The sequence below is a fragment of the Paenibacillus septentrionalis genome (assembly GCF_042659865.1).
GTDB lineage: Bacteria > Bacillota > Bacilli > Paenibacillales > Paenibacillaceae > Pristimantibacillus > Pristimantibacillus septentrionalis.
The window spans coordinates 252,585-270,151 of the sequence record NZ_JBHSTE010000007.1 but is presented as its reverse complement, the minus strand read 5'-3'; the positions used below and the strand labels follow the sequence as shown (position 1 = coordinate 270,151).

Sequence of the window (17,567 nt, the reverse complement as noted above, 5' to 3'; positions counted from 1 at the left end):
TAGTTTTGCGCCTTTTACAGTCATGCTTTTTTAGGCAACAAGGCAGATGCCCGCTATTCTCTTCTAATTCTATAATGTGTACAACGCTTAACGAAGCGAATTTGCAGAAAGAGGAAGGGAGAATAGCAAGAATGAACTATTCTATAAAGTACAGAGTAACAACGGCAGCATTAGCCGTGAGCTTAGTAGTAGGGGGTTTATCACTGGCACCAGCACCTGCCGCTCATGCAGCAGAGGTAAGCGCCATTAATCAAGTAGCTGAAGTAACTTGGGGTGTTAATCTGCGAACTGGCTCGAACACATCGAGCAGTGTGATAAGAATGATCTCTAAAGGGGAGAATGTAACTGTTATTGGTTTTGCATCTAATGGTTGGCTTCAAGTTAAAGATGCACGCGGCAACACAGGATACATTTCCAACGATAGCAAATATACTGAGGTTGTAGGCAATTCTTCTAATTCATCAAACGGCAGTTCCAGCAATTCTTCCAATACGGTAAATGATAATAGCACGCTTGGCGTAGGGACAATTAAAAAAGGCGTATCATTCCGTACAGGAGCCAGCACATCTAGCTCCCGCATGCGCTACCTGCAAGCAGGCGAGCAAGTTACTGTACTTAGCAAATCAGGAAGCAGCTGGTATAAAGTAACTGATTCCAAAGGTGTAACGGGTTATGTATCTAGCCAAAGCCAGTATATCACTGTAAGTGGGACAAGCTCTTCGGGCAGCAATACGGGTTCTACAGGCGGCAACACCGGAACATCGAACAACAACTCTTCAGGAAACTCCAGTACTCCAGCAACGAATTCCAGCTCTTCAGTAGAGAAGGTAATCGCTGCAGGCATGAAATACTTGGGTACGCCATATGAGTATGGTTCTAACCGCAACTCTACAAAAACGTTTGACTGCTCTGCTTTTGTAAGACAAGCGTTTAAGGATGCACTTGGTGTTACGCTGCCAGGTGACTCCAGAAAGCAAGGTGCTTATGTTAAGGAGCTAGGCAATGCGAAAACAAGCATTAGCCAGCTTAAGCGTGGCGACCTTATGTTCTTCATGTCTTATAAAGGTTCCAGCAAATCAAGCTATAGTGGCGTGAACAAATCAACTGAGAGAATTACTCATGTAGGGATTTATCTAGGTGATGGTAAAATTCTTCATACGTATTCCAAGGATAGTGGCGGTGTAAGAACAGATACAATTACCGGCAAGCATTGGGAATATCGCTTCTTGTATGGCGGCAGCGCGATTAAGTAAGCAACTGCTTTCTGTATAATCATATAGATATATCGCATTGATCTAGCAAGCTGATGTTGGTTTAGACCGACATTAGCTTGCTTTTTTTCCTAAACAAAATACATCCCCCTTGAAGATGAATAGCTGCTATAGTCATCTTCAAGGGGGATGTCATGTATAATTATGATTAATCCACTTATTCAATTAATAAAATGATTACATTTCAGCTTCTTGCTCATTTCCAGTTTGTAGTGCTAATGCTTTACGTTCCTTGCGCTTGCGCAACCATTTTCGTACGAAGAGGAAAATTACAATGATAGGAACAACCGTAACGAATATATATAATGAAACATTATCAACCATATTAGCTGCTGCTTTATCGAATAAATAGAATAGTACGCCGACAACATAAAACTTTGTAGCTCGACCTACAGCTGCATATGCCATAAGCTGCCACAATGGATATTTCAGAACACCTGACATTATTGTAAACACCTTAAAAGGAATAGGAGTAAAAGCACCAATGAGTATAGCAATCGATCCTTTATCCTTAAAGAAATTTGTTGCTTTTTCAGTTAGTTCTGGTTTAACAAATCGTGTTAGTATGCCAGTACCGAAAACTTTGCCGATATAGTATCCAATAGGAGTTCCTAGGAGACAAGCAATAAACCCTAGCGTTGCTAACCAAAGCGCACTGTTGGGATTGAGCATGCTTAAGGAAACCTGTGTAAAGAAAGCAGGTATTGGGAAAATAATCGCATCAAGAAAAGCGTGAAGCGCTAATCCGAGTGGACCGAAATTCCCCATAAATTCAACAAATTGTTCCATCAATAGCTTGCTCCTTTAATAAAATCTTCCGTGAACTATGACGAAAAAGCGCGAAAAATACTTTATTAGTCAAGTAATTACAGTGTAACACAAATTAAAAAGTAATGTCCTATAAAATGATACGTGTGACAGCGCTTCAGGTTTCAAAAAAAGCAGTGCTACAAAAATTGCAGCACTGCTTTTACACAATGGAGCGGATCATAATGCATATTTCGTTTTTGGACAAGCGTTTGTCGAAATGCGCTCATATCATCCGGTTTCTGGATGCGTTTAAACCAACGATCCACAGAATCGCTGTCTGTTAGCATTTCACCAAATCCCATATTTATAAAATATTCGCAATTCTCTTCTTCTTGTCCAGGAATTGGCTCATAGAACAGCATCGGCAATGCTTTGCTCAAACCTTCCGTGCACGTCATGCCTCCTGGTTTTGTTACCAATAGATCAGTCACATCCATCAGTTCATTAATGTGCGAAGTGAAGCCTAAAATGTGGATGTTCGGATGTTTGAATAAAGGATCTGCTTCCAGCTTTTCTTTCATGTCGATATTGGAGCCTACGCAATAAATAAGCTGCGTCGTTTCACGCCATTTCGTCATGTAGGATAGGACGCTGTCTTCATGCAGTATTCCCCATCCGCCACCCATGATTAGAACGGTTGGCATGTCTTTAAGCTTGAATTTTGCGCGAATCGCTTCTTTATTTGAAGAATTCCAAAATTTCGGATGAATTGGAATGCCTGTGACTTGTATGCGATTGTCCAGTACCCCCTTTTCAACGAGACGTTCTTTTACAACATCAGTAGAGACAAGATAACGGTTGACCTCTTGATTAACCCAGGACCCATGCGCATCGTAATCAGTAATGACGGTTATTAAAGGAGTTTTGAGTCCATCCTCCTTCAGCTTGGCGATCATCATGCCTGTAACAGGATGCGTACAAATAATCAACTGCGGATTGAGCTTTTCAACTACTTTAGCCGTTTGCGTGTAAAATAAGCGATAAAGAGCATTTTTTGTCATACGGTTAATTGGCTTGCGATAATTGCTGCGATACATCATGCCCACGACTTTGGGTTGTTTGCTTACGGTTTTACGGTAAGCATTAATAATGATGGGAGCCATTATAGGGTTAAGAAAGCTGCCTAGTTCCAGGACTTTAGTAGAAATATCAGGATTGATATGTTTTAATCCGTCACTAAGAGCATGCGCTGCTTGAGTATGGCCAGACCCGAAGCCCTCAGAAAGCAGCAATACTCTTTTCTTGCTCATAACATTCACCTTCTTCTTATCTTCCATATTACCTTGCCACTTTGCCGTTGCACAAGTCCAGTTTATTCAACTTGCTTCTAGAATCGTCATCATTTACAGTAAATTTATGAATGGAAGGAGGTGTATGAAGATGAATATGTCGGAAGTCCAAATCGGTCAGCTCGTTACTGTAAAAGTGAGAACGGGTGTTTACATTGGAGAAGTGGTCGAATTGTATGCGCCACGACTGGTTGTTAAAGTTCTTGCTGTGATCAAGCATCCGGAGCAGGGTGACTTACATCATCCATACGAACCGGATGTCCCGTTGTTCCATGAGCGCCGAGCGCTTGCTTATACCGAAAAAACAACCGTACTGCCTAAAGATATTGAACACTATGAGGGTGAAATACCTGATTATAAGGAATCTCTGCATCAGGCAGCCCAGCAAGAGCTTCAAAAGCTCGAAAAGCTTCATCGCTGGACTGCAAAAAGCATAGAAAACCTTCAACAATTAATGAAATCCTATTAAAGGTCAAGTTAACGCCTAGCGATTAACGAAGACCGTTTTCGTAAGCGGACGATATTCTACAAAAAAGCCAAGACCTTCAGACAGTGCAGCAACAGGTACATAGGTTTTGCTCTCGTTGTTAACCTTCGTTAAAAAGGCTGGCTCTGCATTAAGCGTATAGGATTGGCCATTGACCTTGTATGTACTTGCGCCAATGGTCAATTCAACGACACGGTCATCAATCGTGATCGTTGCTGTTTGTGTTTTGTTGCTCCAAGAAAGGCCGGCTCCCATTGCTCCAGTAATATCACTTAGCACTAGGTATGTACGTCCATTTATAAGCTTCGTCGGGTATGGGCTTACAACCTCTTTCCCATTGACAACAACAGACAATGGAATATCAGCTTTACGAGGCTGAACGAAACGCCATTCTCCCCACAGCAGCTTGCTGTATTGCTCGGACAGCTTTTTATACCCAGCAGCATTCGGATGAACATCCATTGCCCCAATAGCGGTTAAGCCCAGCGCGTTGCTTTCAATCGTGCTGGCTGCATCGATATAATCAATCGTCAAGCCCTTGCTTGTAAACTCTTTAATGACTGCATCAAATTTGCTGTTGATGCTCGTTCTTGCATTTTCTAGCTGACGAGCAAGACCCGGATCAACCCCAACATAGCTCTCTTTGCCGTTAAATGTGATTTTAGGAAGCGGAAGATATTGATTTTGAGTCGCAATAATGGCATCGCGGTTTAACTCGTTTAATATAGAAAGAATAGAAGATAGCTGTTCAATATAATGCTCGGTAGTTGCTTCCAGTTGAGTCTGCAATTGCTGCTGCTCCGTTGCTGTCCAGCTGTTCCAGGACTTCGTCAAATCAAGCTGAGACAATATTTGGAGAAAGTCATTGCCCCCTATTGCTAGTATAATAAGGTTGGCTTGCTCAATGTCTTGATATAGCTGTGCAGTATTCCCAATTATCGTATCCACTCGTGGATCTTTTAATCCAGCTTGTACGGCAGCGGGTTTAATTTCCTGCTTTTGCGCTGCTGCTTCGAGCCAAAGCTTTAGTCCTTCGGAGCGCAAGCCAAGCACGCCATAATTGGCATAAGCAGCACGGTAGCCTTGAAATAGGGCCTGTTCATAAATGTTCTCGCCTACTCCATTGGGCCTGGATTGCTCAGTAAAACCGTGCTCATAGCCGAAAGCAAGCGAATCTCCTAAAATTACTACATTAAAATATTTTTTTTCGGTTTGTACTTTTCCGCTACTGAGCATTGGTTGGCTAGCTGCGCTGGAAAGCGGCGAAAATATAGAAAAAATAAGAGCTGACACGATTGCTAATCGTAAAATAACACTTGATTGATGCTTCTTAAACTCCAAATTAGTGTACATAAAATGCAAATCCCTTCTACATAATTTCCTTAAATATCAAGGTTTTTTGTGATTTCCCCTCTATATTTATTGTTCAAAAAGTGCTAAAATCAATGTAATAATGAATCGATGCGATTTCAGCATGGGCTGCGTCTGTGAAGCGATCATAAAAAACGCGCCTTTTATTTAGACAAGGTGAACAATATGGGATGAGAGGTAACATGTGGAATCTCTTGTACCTATTCTATTATAAGTTGTTTCAAAGCAGAAGAGAGTTATGGAAATTTTATGATAGAGGGGAAATATACGATGAAGAACCAATCAGTTAGTTTACCGCCTAGACAAGGACTATATGACCCGCAGTTTGAAAAAGACGCTTGCGGTATGGGTTTTATTGCAAGCATTAAGGGTGTAAAGTCGCATGATGTGATTAGTCGGGCATTGAAATTGCTCGAAAATATGGAGCATCGTGGCGGACAGGGCAGTGAGCCGAATACAGGAGATGGCGCTGGGATACTTATTCAAATTCCTCATCAGTTTTTTGCGAGCGAATTGAGCAAGCAAGGCATTGAACTGCCACAGCAGGAGCATTATGCAGTCGGGATGATGTTCATGCCGCAAGACTTGAATGCGCGCAAGGAGATCGAGGCTGTTCTAGAACGAATTATCGTAGAAGAAGGGCAGGAGCTGATTGGCTTTCGCGAAGTTCCTACTAATGATGAGCTGCTTGGTCAATCTGCACTTTCGGTTAAACCATTTGTAGAGCAAGTGTTTATTCGCCGCAATGCTGCTCTTGCAGATACGATGGCATTTGAACGCAAGTTGTATGTGATTCGCAAGCGTGCAGAGCTGGCGATTCGCTATGGCCAGCAAAAAGGCGGGGATATGTTCTATTTCTCTAGCATGTCGTCTCGCAAAATCGTTTATAAAGGAATGCTGACAACAGAGCAGGTCCGTTCTTTCTACGTCGAGTTGAACAACCCTGAGGTTGTATCTGCCATGGCACTCGTGCATTCCCGCTTTAGTACGAATACGTTCCCAAGCTGGGAGCGTGCGCATCCGTTCCACTACATGATTCACAATGGCGAGATCAATACGCTTCGCGGCAACGTGAACTGGATGCATGCTAGACAAACCTTGTTTGCTAGCGAGCTGTTTGGTGATGACCTTGAGAAAATCAAGCCAATTATCGCACCAGACGGTTCTGATACTGCGATGTTTGACAATACATTTGAATTTTTAACGTTGGCTGGACGCTCATTGCCGCATGTTGCCATGATGATGGTTCCTGAGCCATGGTCAAACCATGAAAGCATGGATGATGAGCGCAAAGCGTTCTATGAATATCACAGCACGATGATGGAGCCGTGGGATGGCCCTGCCGCAATGGGCTTTACCGATGGTGTACAAATCGGTGCCATGCTGGACCGCAACGGCTTGCGTCCTGCACGATATTATGTCACGAAGGATGATCATATCATTCTCGGCTCTGAAGCTGGCGCTGTTCCAGTAGAGCCGGAAGAGGTTCTATATAAAGACCGTCTTCGTCCAGGCAGAATGCTGCTTGTTGATACAGAAAAAGGCCGCATCGTGCCGGATGAAGAGATCAAAGCGATGATTGCTTCCGAGCATCCATATCGCGATTGGTTGGATGAGCATTTGGTTGATCTTACGGATTTGCCGGATGCGCCACAGCTGCCAGAGGTCCGTCAAGAAAGTCTGCAGCAGCGCCAGCAAGCGTTCGGTTATACGTATGAGGAAATCAATCGCATTATTGAGCCGATGGCGCTTGGCGGTCAAGAGCCATTAAGCTCGATGGGCTACGATGCACCGCTTGCGGTATTGTCTGAGCGTCCACAGCTGCTGTTCAACTACTTTAAACAGCTGTTCGCACAGGTAACGAATCCACCGATTGATGCGATTCGCGAAGAATTGGTTACGTCAACCGTGACAACAATTGGTCCAGAGCGCAACCTGTTGAACCCAGAGCCAGAAAGCTGCCGTCATGTGAAGTTGGATACGCCTTTCCTATCTAATGAGGAATTTGCGAAGCTTCGTCATATTCGTCGTGAAGGCTTCAAGGCGATTACAATACCAATGTTCTTCCCGTCTGGAAGAGGTGCTGATGGACTTAAAAACGCATTGGATGAAATGTTCGCTGCAGCAGACCGTGTCATTGCAAAGGGTCATAACCTGATCATTTTGTCTGATCGTGGCGTTGATGCGGAGAACACAGCGATTCCAGCATTGCTAGCTGTTTCATCGCTTCACCATCACTTGATCCGCAACGGCAACCGTACAAAGGTTTCGATCCTGCTTGAATCTGGTGAGCCAAGAGAGGTGCATCATTTTGCACTGCTGCTAGGCTATGGTGTGAATGTCATTAATCCGTATCTTGTGTTCGAAACGTTCGAGCACAATATCGAAAAAGGTATGCTAAAAGGCATCAGCTATGAAAAAGCTGTTAAAAACTATATTAAAGCTGCAACGAAAGGCGTTGTAAAAGTACTATCCAAAATGGGTATCTCTACTATTCAATCCTATCGTGGCGCACAAATTTTCGAGGCTGTCGGCTTGCAGGAAAGCTTGATTGAAGCGTACTTTACGTGGACGCCTTCCCGTATTGGCGGCATCGGCCTTGAGCAAATCGCGAAGGATGCGCAAAATGCGCATGATCGCGGCTTCTCAACACAAGAGGGTGCTGAGCGTGAGCTGGATTCAGGCGGTGAATATCAATGGAGACGTGATGGCGAGGATCATCTGTTAACGCCGCAAACGATTCATACGCTTCAGCAATCAACTCGTGCGAATGATTACAAGCAGTACAAAAAATTCTCTACGATGATTCAAGGCGAGAACAAAAAGCACCTGATGCTTCGTTCATTGCTTGAGTTCAAAAAGGACGCAACGTCTATTCCACTTGAAGAAGTAGAGTCCGTTCAATCGATTGTGAAACGCTTCAAAACAGGCGCAATGTCCTTCGGTTCGATCAGTCAGGAAGCACATGAAAGCTTGGCTATCGCGATGAACCGTCTAGGCGGCAAGTCCAACACTGGCGAAGGCGGCGAGAATCCAGCTCGCTTCGTGCCTGATGCGAACGGCGATCTTCGCCGCAGCTCAATCAAGCAGGTAGCATCTGGACGCTTCGGTGTAACAAGTCATTATTTGACAAATGCGGATGAAATTCAAATCAAGATGGCGCAAGGGGCTAAGCCAGGTGAAGGCGGTCAGCTTCCAGGTCAGAAGGTATATCCATGGGTAGCAGAGGTTCGCGGTTCAACGCCGGGTGTAGGCTTGATCTCTCCTCCTCCGCATCATGATATTTATTCAATCGAGGACTTGGCAGAGCTGATCCACGACTTGAAAAATGCGAATCCTAGCGCACGCATTAGCGTTAAGCTTGTATCTGGCGCAGGTGTCGGAACGATCGCTGCAGGGGTAGCGAAAGGACGTGCTGATCTGATCACCATTAGTGGTTATGACGGCGGTACAGGCGCATCGCCTATCGGGTCTATTCGACATGCGGGCTTGCCTTGGGAGCTCGGTCTAGCCGAAACGCACCAAACGTTGATGCTGAACAACCTGCGTGACCGTGTTGTACTGGAAACAGACGGCAAGCTTATGACAGGCCGTGACGTTGCAATTGCAGCACTGCTTGGCGCAGAGGAGTTTGGCTTCTCAACTGCACCATTGATCGTACTTGGCTGCGTCATGATGCGCGTATGTCAATTGGATACTTGTCCTGTAGGGGTAGCGACTCAAAACCCTGAGCTGCGCAAAAACTTTACAGGCGACCCTCAGCATATCGTGAACTACTTGACGTTTATCGCCGAGGAGCTTCGTGAAATTATGGCTGAGCTTGGCTTCCGTACTGTTGAAGAGATGGTTGGTCGCGTTGATCGCCTGCAAACGAGAGAGCTGGAAGCTCATTTGAAAGCGAAAGGTGTTGACCTATCAGCGGTATTGCATAACCATGAGCCTGCTGAAGGTTCTACACGTTATAATTCTAAGCAGCAAAACCATGGCCTTGAGCTGTCGCTTGATGCTCGCGAGCTTATTCCAAATGCGCAAGCAGCATTGGAGCGCAAAGAGCAAGTGCGCGGCACGTATCCGATTCTGAATACTGACCGTGTTGTCGGTACGACGCTTGGCCATGAGGTAACGAAACGCTATGGTGCAGAAGGTCTGCCTGAAGATACCATCTGGTATCATTTTGTAGGAACAGCAGGTCAATCGTTTGGCGCATTTGTTCCTAAAGGCATTACGCTTTCTGTAGAAGGAGATACGAATGACTACTTCGGTAAAGGGTTGTCTGGCGGTAAGCTGATCGTTGCACCTTCGCCAAAAGCAACCTTCGTACCAGAGGAAAATGTCGTTACAGGCAATACGGTATTGTATGGCGCCACTGGCGGTGAAGCGTATATTCGAGGCATTGCTGGCGAGCGCTTTGCAGTAAGAAACTCTGGTGTTAATGTAGTCGTAGAAGGTGTCGGCGACCATGGTTGTGAGTATATGACTGGCGGACGCGTTGTTATTCTAGGCGAAACAGGCCGCAACTTCGGTGCAGGTATGTCTGGCGGTGTAGCTTATGTATACGATCCAGAAAACAAGCTGCTTGGTCGCAGCAATCTCGAAATGATTTTGCTGGAGCATCTTGAGGAGAAAGAAGATATCGAAGAGCTTCGTTCCATGCTGCAAAAGCATGTACATTATACGGACAGCTCAGTAGCAGCTCGTATACTGGCGCAATTCGATGGCGAGCTTAAAAACTTCGTGAAAGTCATTCCGAAGGACTACAAAAAAATGCTTCAGCATATCAAGTCTGCTGAGCAAGCAGGTCATGCAGGCACAGATGCACTGCTTGTTGCATTTGAATCGAGTAAAAAAGAGTTGCTGCTAACTGCAAAGTAAGCAGCAATGATTATCGAATCTCATAATAAAAAAAGGAGTTAGAGCGCGTCGCGTTCTAACTCCTTTTTTATAGCATTTAACCAGCCTGGCGAGCTTTCGCTTTTTCCTGCTTATCCTGCTTATCGTCTTGAGTTTTGGACAATGCAGTCAGCTCAGACTTGACCGCAGAGCTCATTTTGCACTCACCATTAAAGCTGCCGCCCTCCTGAACAATGATGGACTGTACAACCGCAGTACCATTTAGCTGTCCGGATGGGGTGATGATAAGGCGGCCATTTACGTTTACATCGCCATGCACCTGACCAGCAATCGTTAGCGTTACACAGTTCATGTCTGCTTTTGCGACGCCGAATTCCCCGACAATAATCTCACCCTTAGTTGTGATTTCTCCGTGAAATTCACCTTCAATCCGTAAATTAGCCTCGGTTAAAATGCTTCCCTCCACAACTGTTCCCTGACCGATTAACGTATCTGTCGCAATTAAACGCTTAGATTCTTTAAACATGTTGATCCTCCTTCACAATCTTTTCATTTCGAAGAAATGGGAGTGGTGATACCGCATGGTCATGCTGCATAATTTGAAAATGCAAATGAGTGCCTGTGCTTCGTCCACTGCTGCCCATTGTGCCAAGCTTTTCGCCCTTAGCGACTTCATCTCCGACTTTTACCGTTATCGTTTCAAGATGCATATACACGCTGCGAAGATTGTGCAGATGCTCGACGATCACATAGTTTCCGTACTCAGACTCAAAGCCTGCCTCTATAATCGCACCGTCAGCTGCACTAAAAATGCTGTCGCCTTTACTGCCCGCGATGTCTATGCCTGCATGAAATCTGATCTGCCCTGTAAAGGGGTCCGAACGATAGCCGAAGCCAGACGTAATGTACTGTTCCTCTGCAGGCCAATGATTTGGGTAGCTGTCAATTTGCTCTTTTACATAATGTGCGTGATCAAGTGAAGCTTCCATTGATGTCATTAGGCTTTCTAAGGAACGGGTCATCTGTGATAAAGGCGCGTTACTTTGATAGGCCATCATGGCGATGCCTTCATATTGACGCTGCTGCGCAGCAGAGCCTTCAGCCTGTCGATAGGAATTCGACTGCTCAGAGCGTCCGGTTGTTTCTCTATTCAAGTGCAGCGGAACATCTTCCCCGTAGGTTTGGATAAATTGCTGCAGCTGAGCTTCAAGCTCCATGAGCTCTTGCAGTTTGCTGGAGACAGATTTTTGCTCCTGCTGTAAAGCTGACAATTGAGCAGCTAGATTGCTAATTGTAGCCTCCTTCGTAACGAGTTCTTCACTATGCTCATGAATCATAGTGGAGTATTGAAGCTGCAAGGCTTTATGTTCCTGCTGAATTCGATGAAGTTCCGAATGAGCCTTAAGCTGCAGCCCGACAACGACGCTGCTGAATATCGCCATCAACGCTACAGGTGCAGCAATTACAGATCGCCTTGTTACGTTAAATTGCTTCACGGACTGATCAGGTCCACGCATCAATAACAACGACCAATTAGAGCGCTGTTTCTGCTTCACGCACATACTCCTTTCGTAATCAAGCATCTCTTTCGTTTAGAACGTTCTATCACTATGTATTCTGAAAAGCTATAAAACATGCATCTATTTTGAAAAAGTTGTCTAAAAGAATCAGCTTTGCGGCTTTGCTGTAAGCATCGGCGCAGTGCTGTGAATGATGGAGAAAAAGCAGGGTACGCTATTGATGATGACCTGGGAAAGCGCTATGCCACTCTAGGTGTCTATCGAAAAAAAAGGAGGGATCGTCGATGAGCAATCGATCGAAGAAGAATCCAGAAGCCCCTGATCTTTATTTTGAAGGCCGCAGTCAGTATGAAATGGATATTGACCGCATGATCAATGAAGGGCTTGGCGGCGGTTATGTCACTGAGCACAACGGCTTGATAGAGGAAACAACGGTTGATACGACGGGCGTATCCGACGGCGTAGCGGAATAATTCCCCATCAAGTAAATGAAGGGTTGAATGGATGTCTGAATGTGACATGCATTCAACCCTTCTTTCATGAAATGAAGCATAGGCGCAAGCAAAGGAGGCTGTTTAGCAGCCATAGGCTTGCTTAAACGCCTCGGCAAATCGGCGACGGTCAACCCCCAAAATTTCCGCCAGTTCATCGCATACGTTGGCTTCCCACCACTCCACTTGTTTTTTTCGATTGCTGCGATGCTCGTGAATCCATAGCAGATTGGCAGCAACCTTCTGAAAGTACAGTTTTTCCGCAGCCTTTACTTTATGCTCGGGAATCCATATCTTCATGCGTTTAATCGTACGGTAAAGCTCAGAATTGCAGGTTCTGCGAATGCTGCGCGCAGTAGGCAGCTCAGGCTGATGATTTACGCCTTGATGCTTCATTCGAGCTCAGCTCCTTTCTACTTACATATGTATATGCAGATGGAGGTAGGCTGGTCACCAACTGAAAAAAACGCAGGCAAGTCCGAAACTTTTACTGGATTGGAAGCATGTCTGTACATATGGTAGAATATCGTGTAGTAAAACAAATGATGGGGGCCTAAGATGGAAAGCTGGATAATTGAATTTATGGAGAAGTTCGGGTATTTCGGGATACTGCTGCTTATTGCAATTGAAAATATTTTCCCGCCTATACCTTCGGAAGTCATTCTTACCTTTGGTGGTTTTATGACAACCAGAACGGATCTGACTCCTGTTGGCGTTATTGTGATCGCGACACTTGGTTCATTGATTGGAGCTATCGTATTGTATGTTATTGGTCGCTTTTTGGATGTTGAACGTCTGGAGAAAATTATTGACCGCTGGGGAAAGGTGCTTCGCGTTAAGAAGGAAGATATTCGCCGAGCTGATGCATGGTTTGACAAGCATGGCAATAAGGCAGTATTTTTCTGTCGCATGATTCCTTTGATACGGAGCTTGATTTCTGTCCCTGCAGGCATGTCTGGCATGAAGTTGACACCGTTTTTGTTTTACACGACGCTTGGAACATTGATCTGGAATACCGTGCTTGTGCTGCTAGGTACAACGCTTGGTGATCGCTGGGAGGATATCGTCGCATTTATGGATGTTTACTCCAACATTGCTTATGCCATTATTGCGATTGGAATTGTTATCTTTTTCGTGCTGTATTTGCGTCGTTTCCGCAAATCGAAGTAACAAGCGAATATACGTAGTTCATTATGAAGGAAGAGGGATACATAGGATGAGTAAAAATGTAGCAAACAAGTTTGGAAAAGGGCTTACGCCAGAGCAATTTATCGCTGGCATGACGAAAAATCAGGAGCAATTTGTCTCTTATAAGGAACAGTTTCAATGGCCATCGGAGGATGACAAGGAGTTTTTTGAATCGCTTAACAATCGTGATGACCTTCGCTGCCTGATTCTAATGGCAGATTGGTGCGGAGATGCCGTGCGCAACATTCCAGTTGTGTTTAACGCGCTTGAAAACAGCGGCGTGCCGATAGATGTACTCATTATGGAGGAGCATCTTGATACAATGGATCAATTCCTTACGTTCGGCGGACGTTCAATCCCTGTTGTCATTATTGCGGATACTGGCGGCGCTGTGCTTGGACAATGGGGCCCTAGACCGAAGCATGTGCAAGCGGTAATGGCAGCTTTTAAAGCAACGAATCCTGATCCAAATGCGCCTGATTATACAGAGCGCATGGCAGCTGTACGTGCGGAAATTATGCGCCAGTACGGTGAAGGAACGGACTATCAGAACGATGTCGTAGCAGAGCTGCGCGAGATATTGGAGAGCGTATAGGATGAGCACATTTTCTATCGAAAGCTATGCTTTAGGACCTTTGCAAACAAATTGCTACGTCCTGACCGTTCAGGATGAATCGACAGGCAAACGTAAAGGGATTGTGATTGACCCGGGTATGAATCCCCAGCGTATGCTGGAGAAGCTGAAGGATGTCGAGGTTGAGGCGATTCTGTTGACCCATGCTCATTTTGATCATATGGGTGGGGTTGACCAGGTACGCAAGGAAGCGAATTGTCCGGTATACATCCATGATCTTGAGGCGGATTGGCTGACTGATTCGCGAAAGAACGGCTCGATGCGCTGGCAGGATGTTACGCCTCCGCTTGCGACAGATCCAGCTGAGTACGAACTGGCTGAAGGGATGGAGCTTAAGCTGATTGGTCACACCTTTCAGGTGCTGCATACTCCGGGGCATTCTCCGGGCAGCGTAAGCTTTGTCTGCGACAATCATATTTTCTCTGGCGATGTCCTGTTTCGTGCCTCTATTGGTCGTACAGACCTTCCTGGAGGCCGTGAGGCAGACTTGTTCGATTCAATTCAAAACAAATTGTACAAGCTGGCGGATGAAGTCATTGTATACCCAGGCCACGGGCCGCGGACAACGATCGGTTTCGAAAAAGCCAACAATCCTTTTGTACGATTAGCATAGACGTTGTCGGAAGCATTCCTGATAAAGCTTAGGGATGCTTCTGTTGCCTGACGCGATAGATGGAGAAAAGGATGGGGATATAGAGATGTCACTGCATATGACAAAGGAAATCGCAAAACAGCTGGAGCTGCCTGAGAAAAAAGTAAAAGCAGCTGTAGAACTGCTCGATGAAGGCAATACGATACCATTTATCGCGAGATATCGTAAGGAAATGACAGGAGAGCTGGATGAGGTTCAGCTTCGCGCGATTGAGGACAAGCTACAGTATTTGCGCAATCTGGAAGCACGCAAGGAAGAGGTGCTGAGGTTAATCGAGGAGCAGGGCAAGCTGACCGAGGAGCTGGCAGCTGCCATTCAAGCCTCTGTGAAGCTGCAAGAGGTTGAGGACCTGTATCGACCTTATCGTCAAAAGCGTAAAACAAGAGCAAGTGTTGCGAAGGAGAAAGGCCTTGAGCCGCTTGCGGAGTGGCTGCTCGAGCAGAAGGGGAGTGATCTGCTTAACGAGGCAGCGCGCTATGTGAGTGAGGAAAAGGGAGTTGCATCAGCTGAAGATGCCCTTGCTGGCGCCAAAGATATTATCGCTGAGCAGCTGGCAGACGATGCGAAAATCCGTACCTGGGTACGTACCTTTACGTTCAGTCAAGGCATTCTACGCACGACTGCCAAGGACGCGGAAGCTGAAAGTGTGTACGAAATGTATTATAGCTATCAGGAACCGATCGCGAAGCTGCCGCCGCATCGCATTTTGGCAATTAACCGTGGCGAGCGTGAAGAAGTGCTCAAGGTTGGCCTTGAGGTAGATGTTGCTAGAATTGAGCAGTATATTTACAAAGGCTTAATTAAAGGCTATGCCAAGTCAGAGGTAGTACAGCTGCTTGAGGAGGTTATACAGGACGCCTACAAGCGCCTGATTGCGCCTTCTATCGAGCGTGAGGTGCGCGGTGAATTGACAGATAAGGCGGAGGAGCATGCCATAACAATCTTCTCGGCTAACCTGCGCAATCTGCTGCTCCAGCCTCCTGTACGCGGTAAAATCGTGCTTGGTGTTGACCCGGCGTTCCGTACAGGCTGCAAGCTTGCTGTTGTCGATGATATCGGGAAAATGCTGGAGGTAGGCGTATGCTATCCGACTGCACCGCACCATAAAACAGCGGAGGCTGAAAAGCTGATTGTCTCCCTGATCGACAAGTATAAGATTGAGCTGATTGTCATCGGGAACGGAACGGCTTCAAGGGAAACGGAGCAATTTATTGCGGATCTAATTAAGCGCCACTCGCGTGCTAAGGAATTGAAGTACATCATTGTCAATGAAGCCGGTGCGTCGGTATATTCTGCTTCACCGCTTGCTGCCGAGGAATTTCCGAAGCTTGATGTAGCGGAGCGCAGCGCGGTTTCGATAGCAAGACGCCTACAGGATCCACTAGCTGAGCTTGTGAAAATAGAGCCTAAGGCGATTGGTGTTGGTCAATATCAGCATGATGTTACCCAGAAAAGGCTAGAGGAATCGCTTGGAGCTGTTGTGGAATCAGCGGTAAACCATGTAGGTGTAGATGTGAATACTGCTTCTTCGTCTTTGCTGTCCTATGTAGCGGGCATTAACGGTACATTAGCGAAAAACATCGTTCGTTTCCGCGAGGAAAATGGGCGATTTACAAAACGGACTCAGCTGCAGAAGGTACCGCGTCTTGGGGCCAAGTCGTACGAGCAGTGTGTTGGCTTTTTACGCATTGCAGGCGGTGAGCAGGTGCTGGACAATACACCGATTCATCCAGAGTCCTACCATGTCGTACAAGCGCTTCTAAAGGAACTAGGGATGACAGAGGCCGCGGTAGGGACAGAAGCGCTTAATCAGGCGCTTAAGACGCTGCAGCTTGAGGAGCTGGCTTCCAAGCTGCATGTTGGTGTTCCTACGTTGAAGGACATCGTTGATAGCCTGCTTCGACCAGGCCGCGATCCACGCGAGGAGCTGCCGCCGCCAATCTTTCATACAGATGTGCTGCAGATCGAGGATTTGACGAAGGGAATGGAGCTGAAAGGTACCGTTCGAAATGTGATCGATTTTGGAGCGTTTGTAGATATTGGACTGAAAAACGATGGGCTTGTTCATATCTCGCAGCTTAGCAATCGATTCGTTAAGCATCCGATGGATGTCGTTTCGGTAGGCGACACCGTTACCGTATGGGTGCTCGATGTAGACTTGAAACGAAATCGTGTTGCTTTAACGATGAAAAAGCCTCAGTAAGCATAATGGTGAAATTAGAAAGGAAGCCATTGAACCGAGATGGCTTCCTTTTTTTCGTGTCTCCTCTAATGAAGCTCCATAGATTGATTGTTGTTGGAATCCGGCTTCATATGAATAGCTTGCGAACGATAAAAAAACCAGCAATCGTTAAGCAGACGAATTTTACGTATATCTCCACGTTGAAAAGCCTTCATTAATTGGTTTTTAAGCCAATAGGGCATCGTTATACCTCCTTATGCGTGCGCAGCATTGTGTTGTATAACATATGTCCTCTAGGCGCTTGCTGTGCCTGTCTGGGTGAATGCACAGAAAAAGAGCTGTCCTCTTATCCTAAGATGGGACAGCTCCTTATGTACAGCTGGTATGACTGCATAGCCCTTGTATAACGCTTGTTTACAGCTGCTCTTCCTCGAATTCCTCGTACCACTGCTCTAGCTGAGCCTGAAGCGCGCGAATTTCAGTAAGCAATGAAATAAGTGGATATGACTTTTCCTTAACAGCAGCAAATTCGGCCTCCAGCTTGTTGATATAATCAAGCCCGGACACAATGCTCACCGTATCGGAATGAAGCTCTACTGCATCGCATTCTGCGACAGCTAGCGGCAGAGACGGTACTTCATCAGCCGTTAATTTATCAATTTCCTTGCGAAGGCGCAAATTTAGCGCGCTAAGCTGATAAGCGTGTGAAGCAGGCATTTCAACAAATGTTAGCTGTGATTGTTGCTGCAATAGCACGTAACGCATCGTTGGCATAATGTTATGAAACTCTCCCCTCGAATAAAAGCAGTTCTACTTGACAG

General features: G+C 45.8%; 16 protein-coding genes. 8 read left to right on the top strand and 8 right to left on the bottom strand.

Annotation, left to right across the window (positions count from 1 at the left end; translation table 11 throughout):
* Positions 1–131 precede the first annotated feature (131 nt).
* Positions 132–1,253, top strand: a complete 1,122-nt coding sequence (locus ACFP56_RS19510) for a C40 family peptidase (protein ID WP_379237729.1) — start codon at positions 132–134, stop codon at positions 1,251–1,253.
* 195 nt (positions 1,254–1,448) lie between these two features.
* On the opposite strand, the gene ACFP56_RS19505 is transcribed toward ACFP56_RS19510, so the two are convergent.
* On the bottom strand, positions 1,449–2,060 hold the full coding sequence (locus tag ACFP56_RS19505; protein ID WP_379237727.1) for a YqaA family protein: 612 nt from the start codon (positions 2,058–2,060) through the stop codon (positions 1,449–1,451).
* Between the two features lie 158 nt (positions 2,061–2,218).
* Complete coding sequence (locus ACFP56_RS19500; RefSeq protein ID WP_379237724.1) at positions 2,219–3,331, bottom strand: MGDG synthase family glycosyltransferase; 1,113 nt, start codon at positions 3,329–3,331, stop codon at positions 2,219–2,221.
* Positions 3,332–3,461: 130 nt separating this feature from the next.
* Here ACFP56_RS19500 and kapB point away from each other — a divergent pair, with 130 nt between their 5' ends.
* Positions 3,462–3,839, top strand: a complete 378-nt coding sequence (gene kapB / locus ACFP56_RS19495; protein WP_379237722.1) for a sporulation phosphorelay system protein KapB — start codon at positions 3,462–3,464, stop codon at positions 3,837–3,839.
* Between the two features lie 15 nt (positions 3,840–3,854).
* Here kapB and ACFP56_RS19490 read toward each other — a convergent pair whose 3' ends face one another.
* Positions 3,855–5,210 (bottom strand): stalk domain-containing protein, encoded by a 1,356-nt coding sequence (locus tag ACFP56_RS19490; protein ID WP_379237720.1) that lies wholly within the window; start codon positions 5,208–5,210, stop codon positions 3,855–3,857.
* A gap of 288 nt (positions 5,211–5,498) precedes the next feature.
* On the opposite strand from ACFP56_RS19490, the gene gltB reads away from it, so the two are divergent.
* Entirely contained in the window at positions 5,499–10,100 is a 4,602-nt protein-coding gene (gene gltB, locus ACFP56_RS19485; RefSeq protein ID WP_379237718.1) for a glutamate synthase large subunit, read from the top strand.
* Between the two features lie 76 nt (positions 10,101–10,176).
* Here gltB and ACFP56_RS19480 read toward each other — a convergent pair whose 3' ends face one another.
* A complete protein-coding gene (locus ACFP56_RS19480; RefSeq protein ID WP_379237716.1) occupies positions 10,177–10,605 on the bottom strand; it encodes a bactofilin family protein in 429 nt (142 codons plus the stop codon).
* The gene (locus ACFP56_RS19475; protein WP_379237714.1) at positions 10,598–11,635 is read right to left on the bottom strand and encodes a peptidoglycan DD-metalloendopeptidase family protein; all 1,038 of its coding nucleotides are present in this window, start codon (positions 11,633–11,635) and stop codon (positions 10,598–10,600) included. The genes ACFP56_RS19480 and ACFP56_RS19475 overlap by 8 nt, the downstream gene beginning before the upstream one ends.
* Before the next feature lie 248 nt (positions 11,636–11,883).
* On the opposite strand from ACFP56_RS19475, the gene ACFP56_RS19470 reads away from it, so the two are divergent.
* The gene (locus ACFP56_RS19470; RefSeq protein ID WP_379237712.1) at positions 11,884–12,072 is read left to right on the top strand and encodes a hypothetical protein; all 189 of its coding nucleotides are present in this window, start codon (positions 11,884–11,886) and stop codon (positions 12,070–12,072) included.
* Positions 12,073–12,174: 102 nt separating this feature from the next.
* Here ACFP56_RS19470 and ACFP56_RS19465 read toward each other — a convergent pair whose 3' ends face one another.
* A complete protein-coding gene (locus ACFP56_RS19465) occupies positions 12,175–12,486 on the bottom strand; it encodes a dehydrogenase (RefSeq protein WP_379237710.1) in 312 nt (103 codons plus the stop codon).
* Positions 12,487–12,648: 162 nt separating this feature from the next.
* Here ACFP56_RS19465 and ACFP56_RS19460 point away from each other — a divergent pair, with 162 nt between their 5' ends.
* The 4 genes from ACFP56_RS19460 (at position 12,649) to ACFP56_RS19445 (ending at position 16,767) form a co-directional block, all read left to right on the top strand.
* Positions 12,649–13,260, top strand: a complete 612-nt coding sequence (locus ACFP56_RS19460; RefSeq protein ID WP_379237708.1) for a DedA family protein — start codon at positions 12,649–12,651, stop codon at positions 13,258–13,260.
* Positions 13,261–13,306: 46 nt separating this feature from the next.
* Positions 13,307–13,873, top strand: a complete 567-nt coding sequence (locus ACFP56_RS19455; protein ID WP_379237706.1) for a thioredoxin family protein — start codon at positions 13,307–13,309, stop codon at positions 13,871–13,873.
* A gap of 1 nt (position 13,874) precedes the next feature.
* Positions 13,875–14,525 carry an MBL fold metallo-hydrolase gene (locus ACFP56_RS19450; protein ID WP_379237704.1) on the top strand — a complete coding sequence of 217 codons (651 nt, stop codon included), beginning with the start codon at positions 13,875–13,877 and terminating at the stop codon, positions 14,523–14,525.
* An 85-nt stretch (positions 14,526–14,610) separates the two neighbouring features.
* Positions 14,611–16,767 (top strand): Tex family protein, encoded by a 2,157-nt coding sequence (locus ACFP56_RS19445; protein ID WP_379237792.1) that lies wholly within the window; start codon positions 14,611–14,613, stop codon positions 16,765–16,767.
* Between the two features lie 65 nt (positions 16,768–16,832).
* On the opposite strand, the gene cmpA is transcribed toward ACFP56_RS19445, so the two are convergent.
* Both cmpA and ACFP56_RS19435 read right to left on the bottom strand, forming a co-directional pair.
* A complete protein-coding gene (gene cmpA / locus ACFP56_RS19440; RefSeq protein ID WP_379237702.1) occupies positions 16,833–16,988 on the bottom strand; it encodes a cortex morphogenetic protein CmpA in 156 nt (51 codons plus the stop codon).
* A gap of 172 nt (positions 16,989–17,160) precedes the next feature.
* Entirely contained in the window at positions 17,161–17,520 is a 360-nt protein-coding gene (locus ACFP56_RS19435; protein WP_379237700.1) for a hydrolase/acyltransferase, read from the bottom strand.
* Positions 17,521–17,567 lie beyond the last annotated feature (47 nt).

Bases quoted from the DNA above. Each gene is read 5' to 3' on its own strand.
- ACFP56_RS19510 (WP_379237729.1), top strand. From the start codon at position 132: ATGAACTATTCTATAAAGTACAGAGTAACAACGGCAGCATTAGCCGTG.
- ACFP56_RS19505 (WP_379237727.1), bottom strand. From the start codon at position 2,060: ATGGAACAATTTGTTGAATTTATGGGGAATTTCGGTCCACTCGGATTA.
- ACFP56_RS19500 (WP_379237724.1), bottom strand. From the start codon at position 3,331: ATGAGCAAGAAAAGAGTATTGCTGCTTTCTGAGGGCTTCGGGTCTGGC.
- kapB (WP_379237722.1), top strand. From the start codon at position 3,462: ATGAATATGTCGGAAGTCCAAATCGGTCAGCTCGTTACTGTAAAAGTG.
- ACFP56_RS19490 (WP_379237720.1), bottom strand. From the start codon at position 5,210: ATGTACACTAATTTGGAGTTTAAGAAGCATCAATCAAGTGTTATTTTA.
- gltB (WP_379237718.1), top strand. From the start codon at position 5,499: ATGAAGAACCAATCAGTTAGTTTACCGCCTAGACAAGGACTATATGAC.
- ACFP56_RS19480 (WP_379237716.1), bottom strand. From the start codon at position 10,605: ATGTTTAAAGAATCTAAGCGTTTAATTGCGACAGATACGTTAATCGGT.
- ACFP56_RS19470 (WP_379237712.1), top strand. From the start codon at position 11,884: ATGAGCAATCGATCGAAGAAGAATCCAGAAGCCCCTGATCTTTATTTT.
- ACFP56_RS19465 (WP_379237710.1), bottom strand. From the start codon at position 12,486: ATGAAGCATCAAGGCGTAAATCATCAGCCTGAGCTGCCTACTGCGCGC.
- ACFP56_RS19460 (WP_379237708.1), top strand. From the start codon at position 12,649: ATGGAAAGCTGGATAATTGAATTTATGGAGAAGTTCGGGTATTTCGGG.
- ACFP56_RS19455 (WP_379237706.1), top strand. From the start codon at position 13,307: ATGAGTAAAAATGTAGCAAACAAGTTTGGAAAAGGGCTTACGCCAGAG.
- ACFP56_RS19450 (WP_379237704.1), top strand. From the start codon at position 13,875: ATGAGCACATTTTCTATCGAAAGCTATGCTTTAGGACCTTTGCAAACA.
- ACFP56_RS19445 (WP_379237792.1), top strand. From the start codon at position 14,611: ATGTCACTGCATATGACAAAGGAAATCGCAAAACAGCTGGAGCTGCCT.
- cmpA (WP_379237702.1), bottom strand. From the start codon at position 16,988: ATGCCCTATTGGCTTAAAAACCAATTAATGAAGGCTTTTCAACGTGGA.
- ACFP56_RS19435 (WP_379237700.1), bottom strand. From the start codon at position 17,520: ATGCCAACGATGCGTTACGTGCTATTGCAGCAACAATCACAGCTAACA.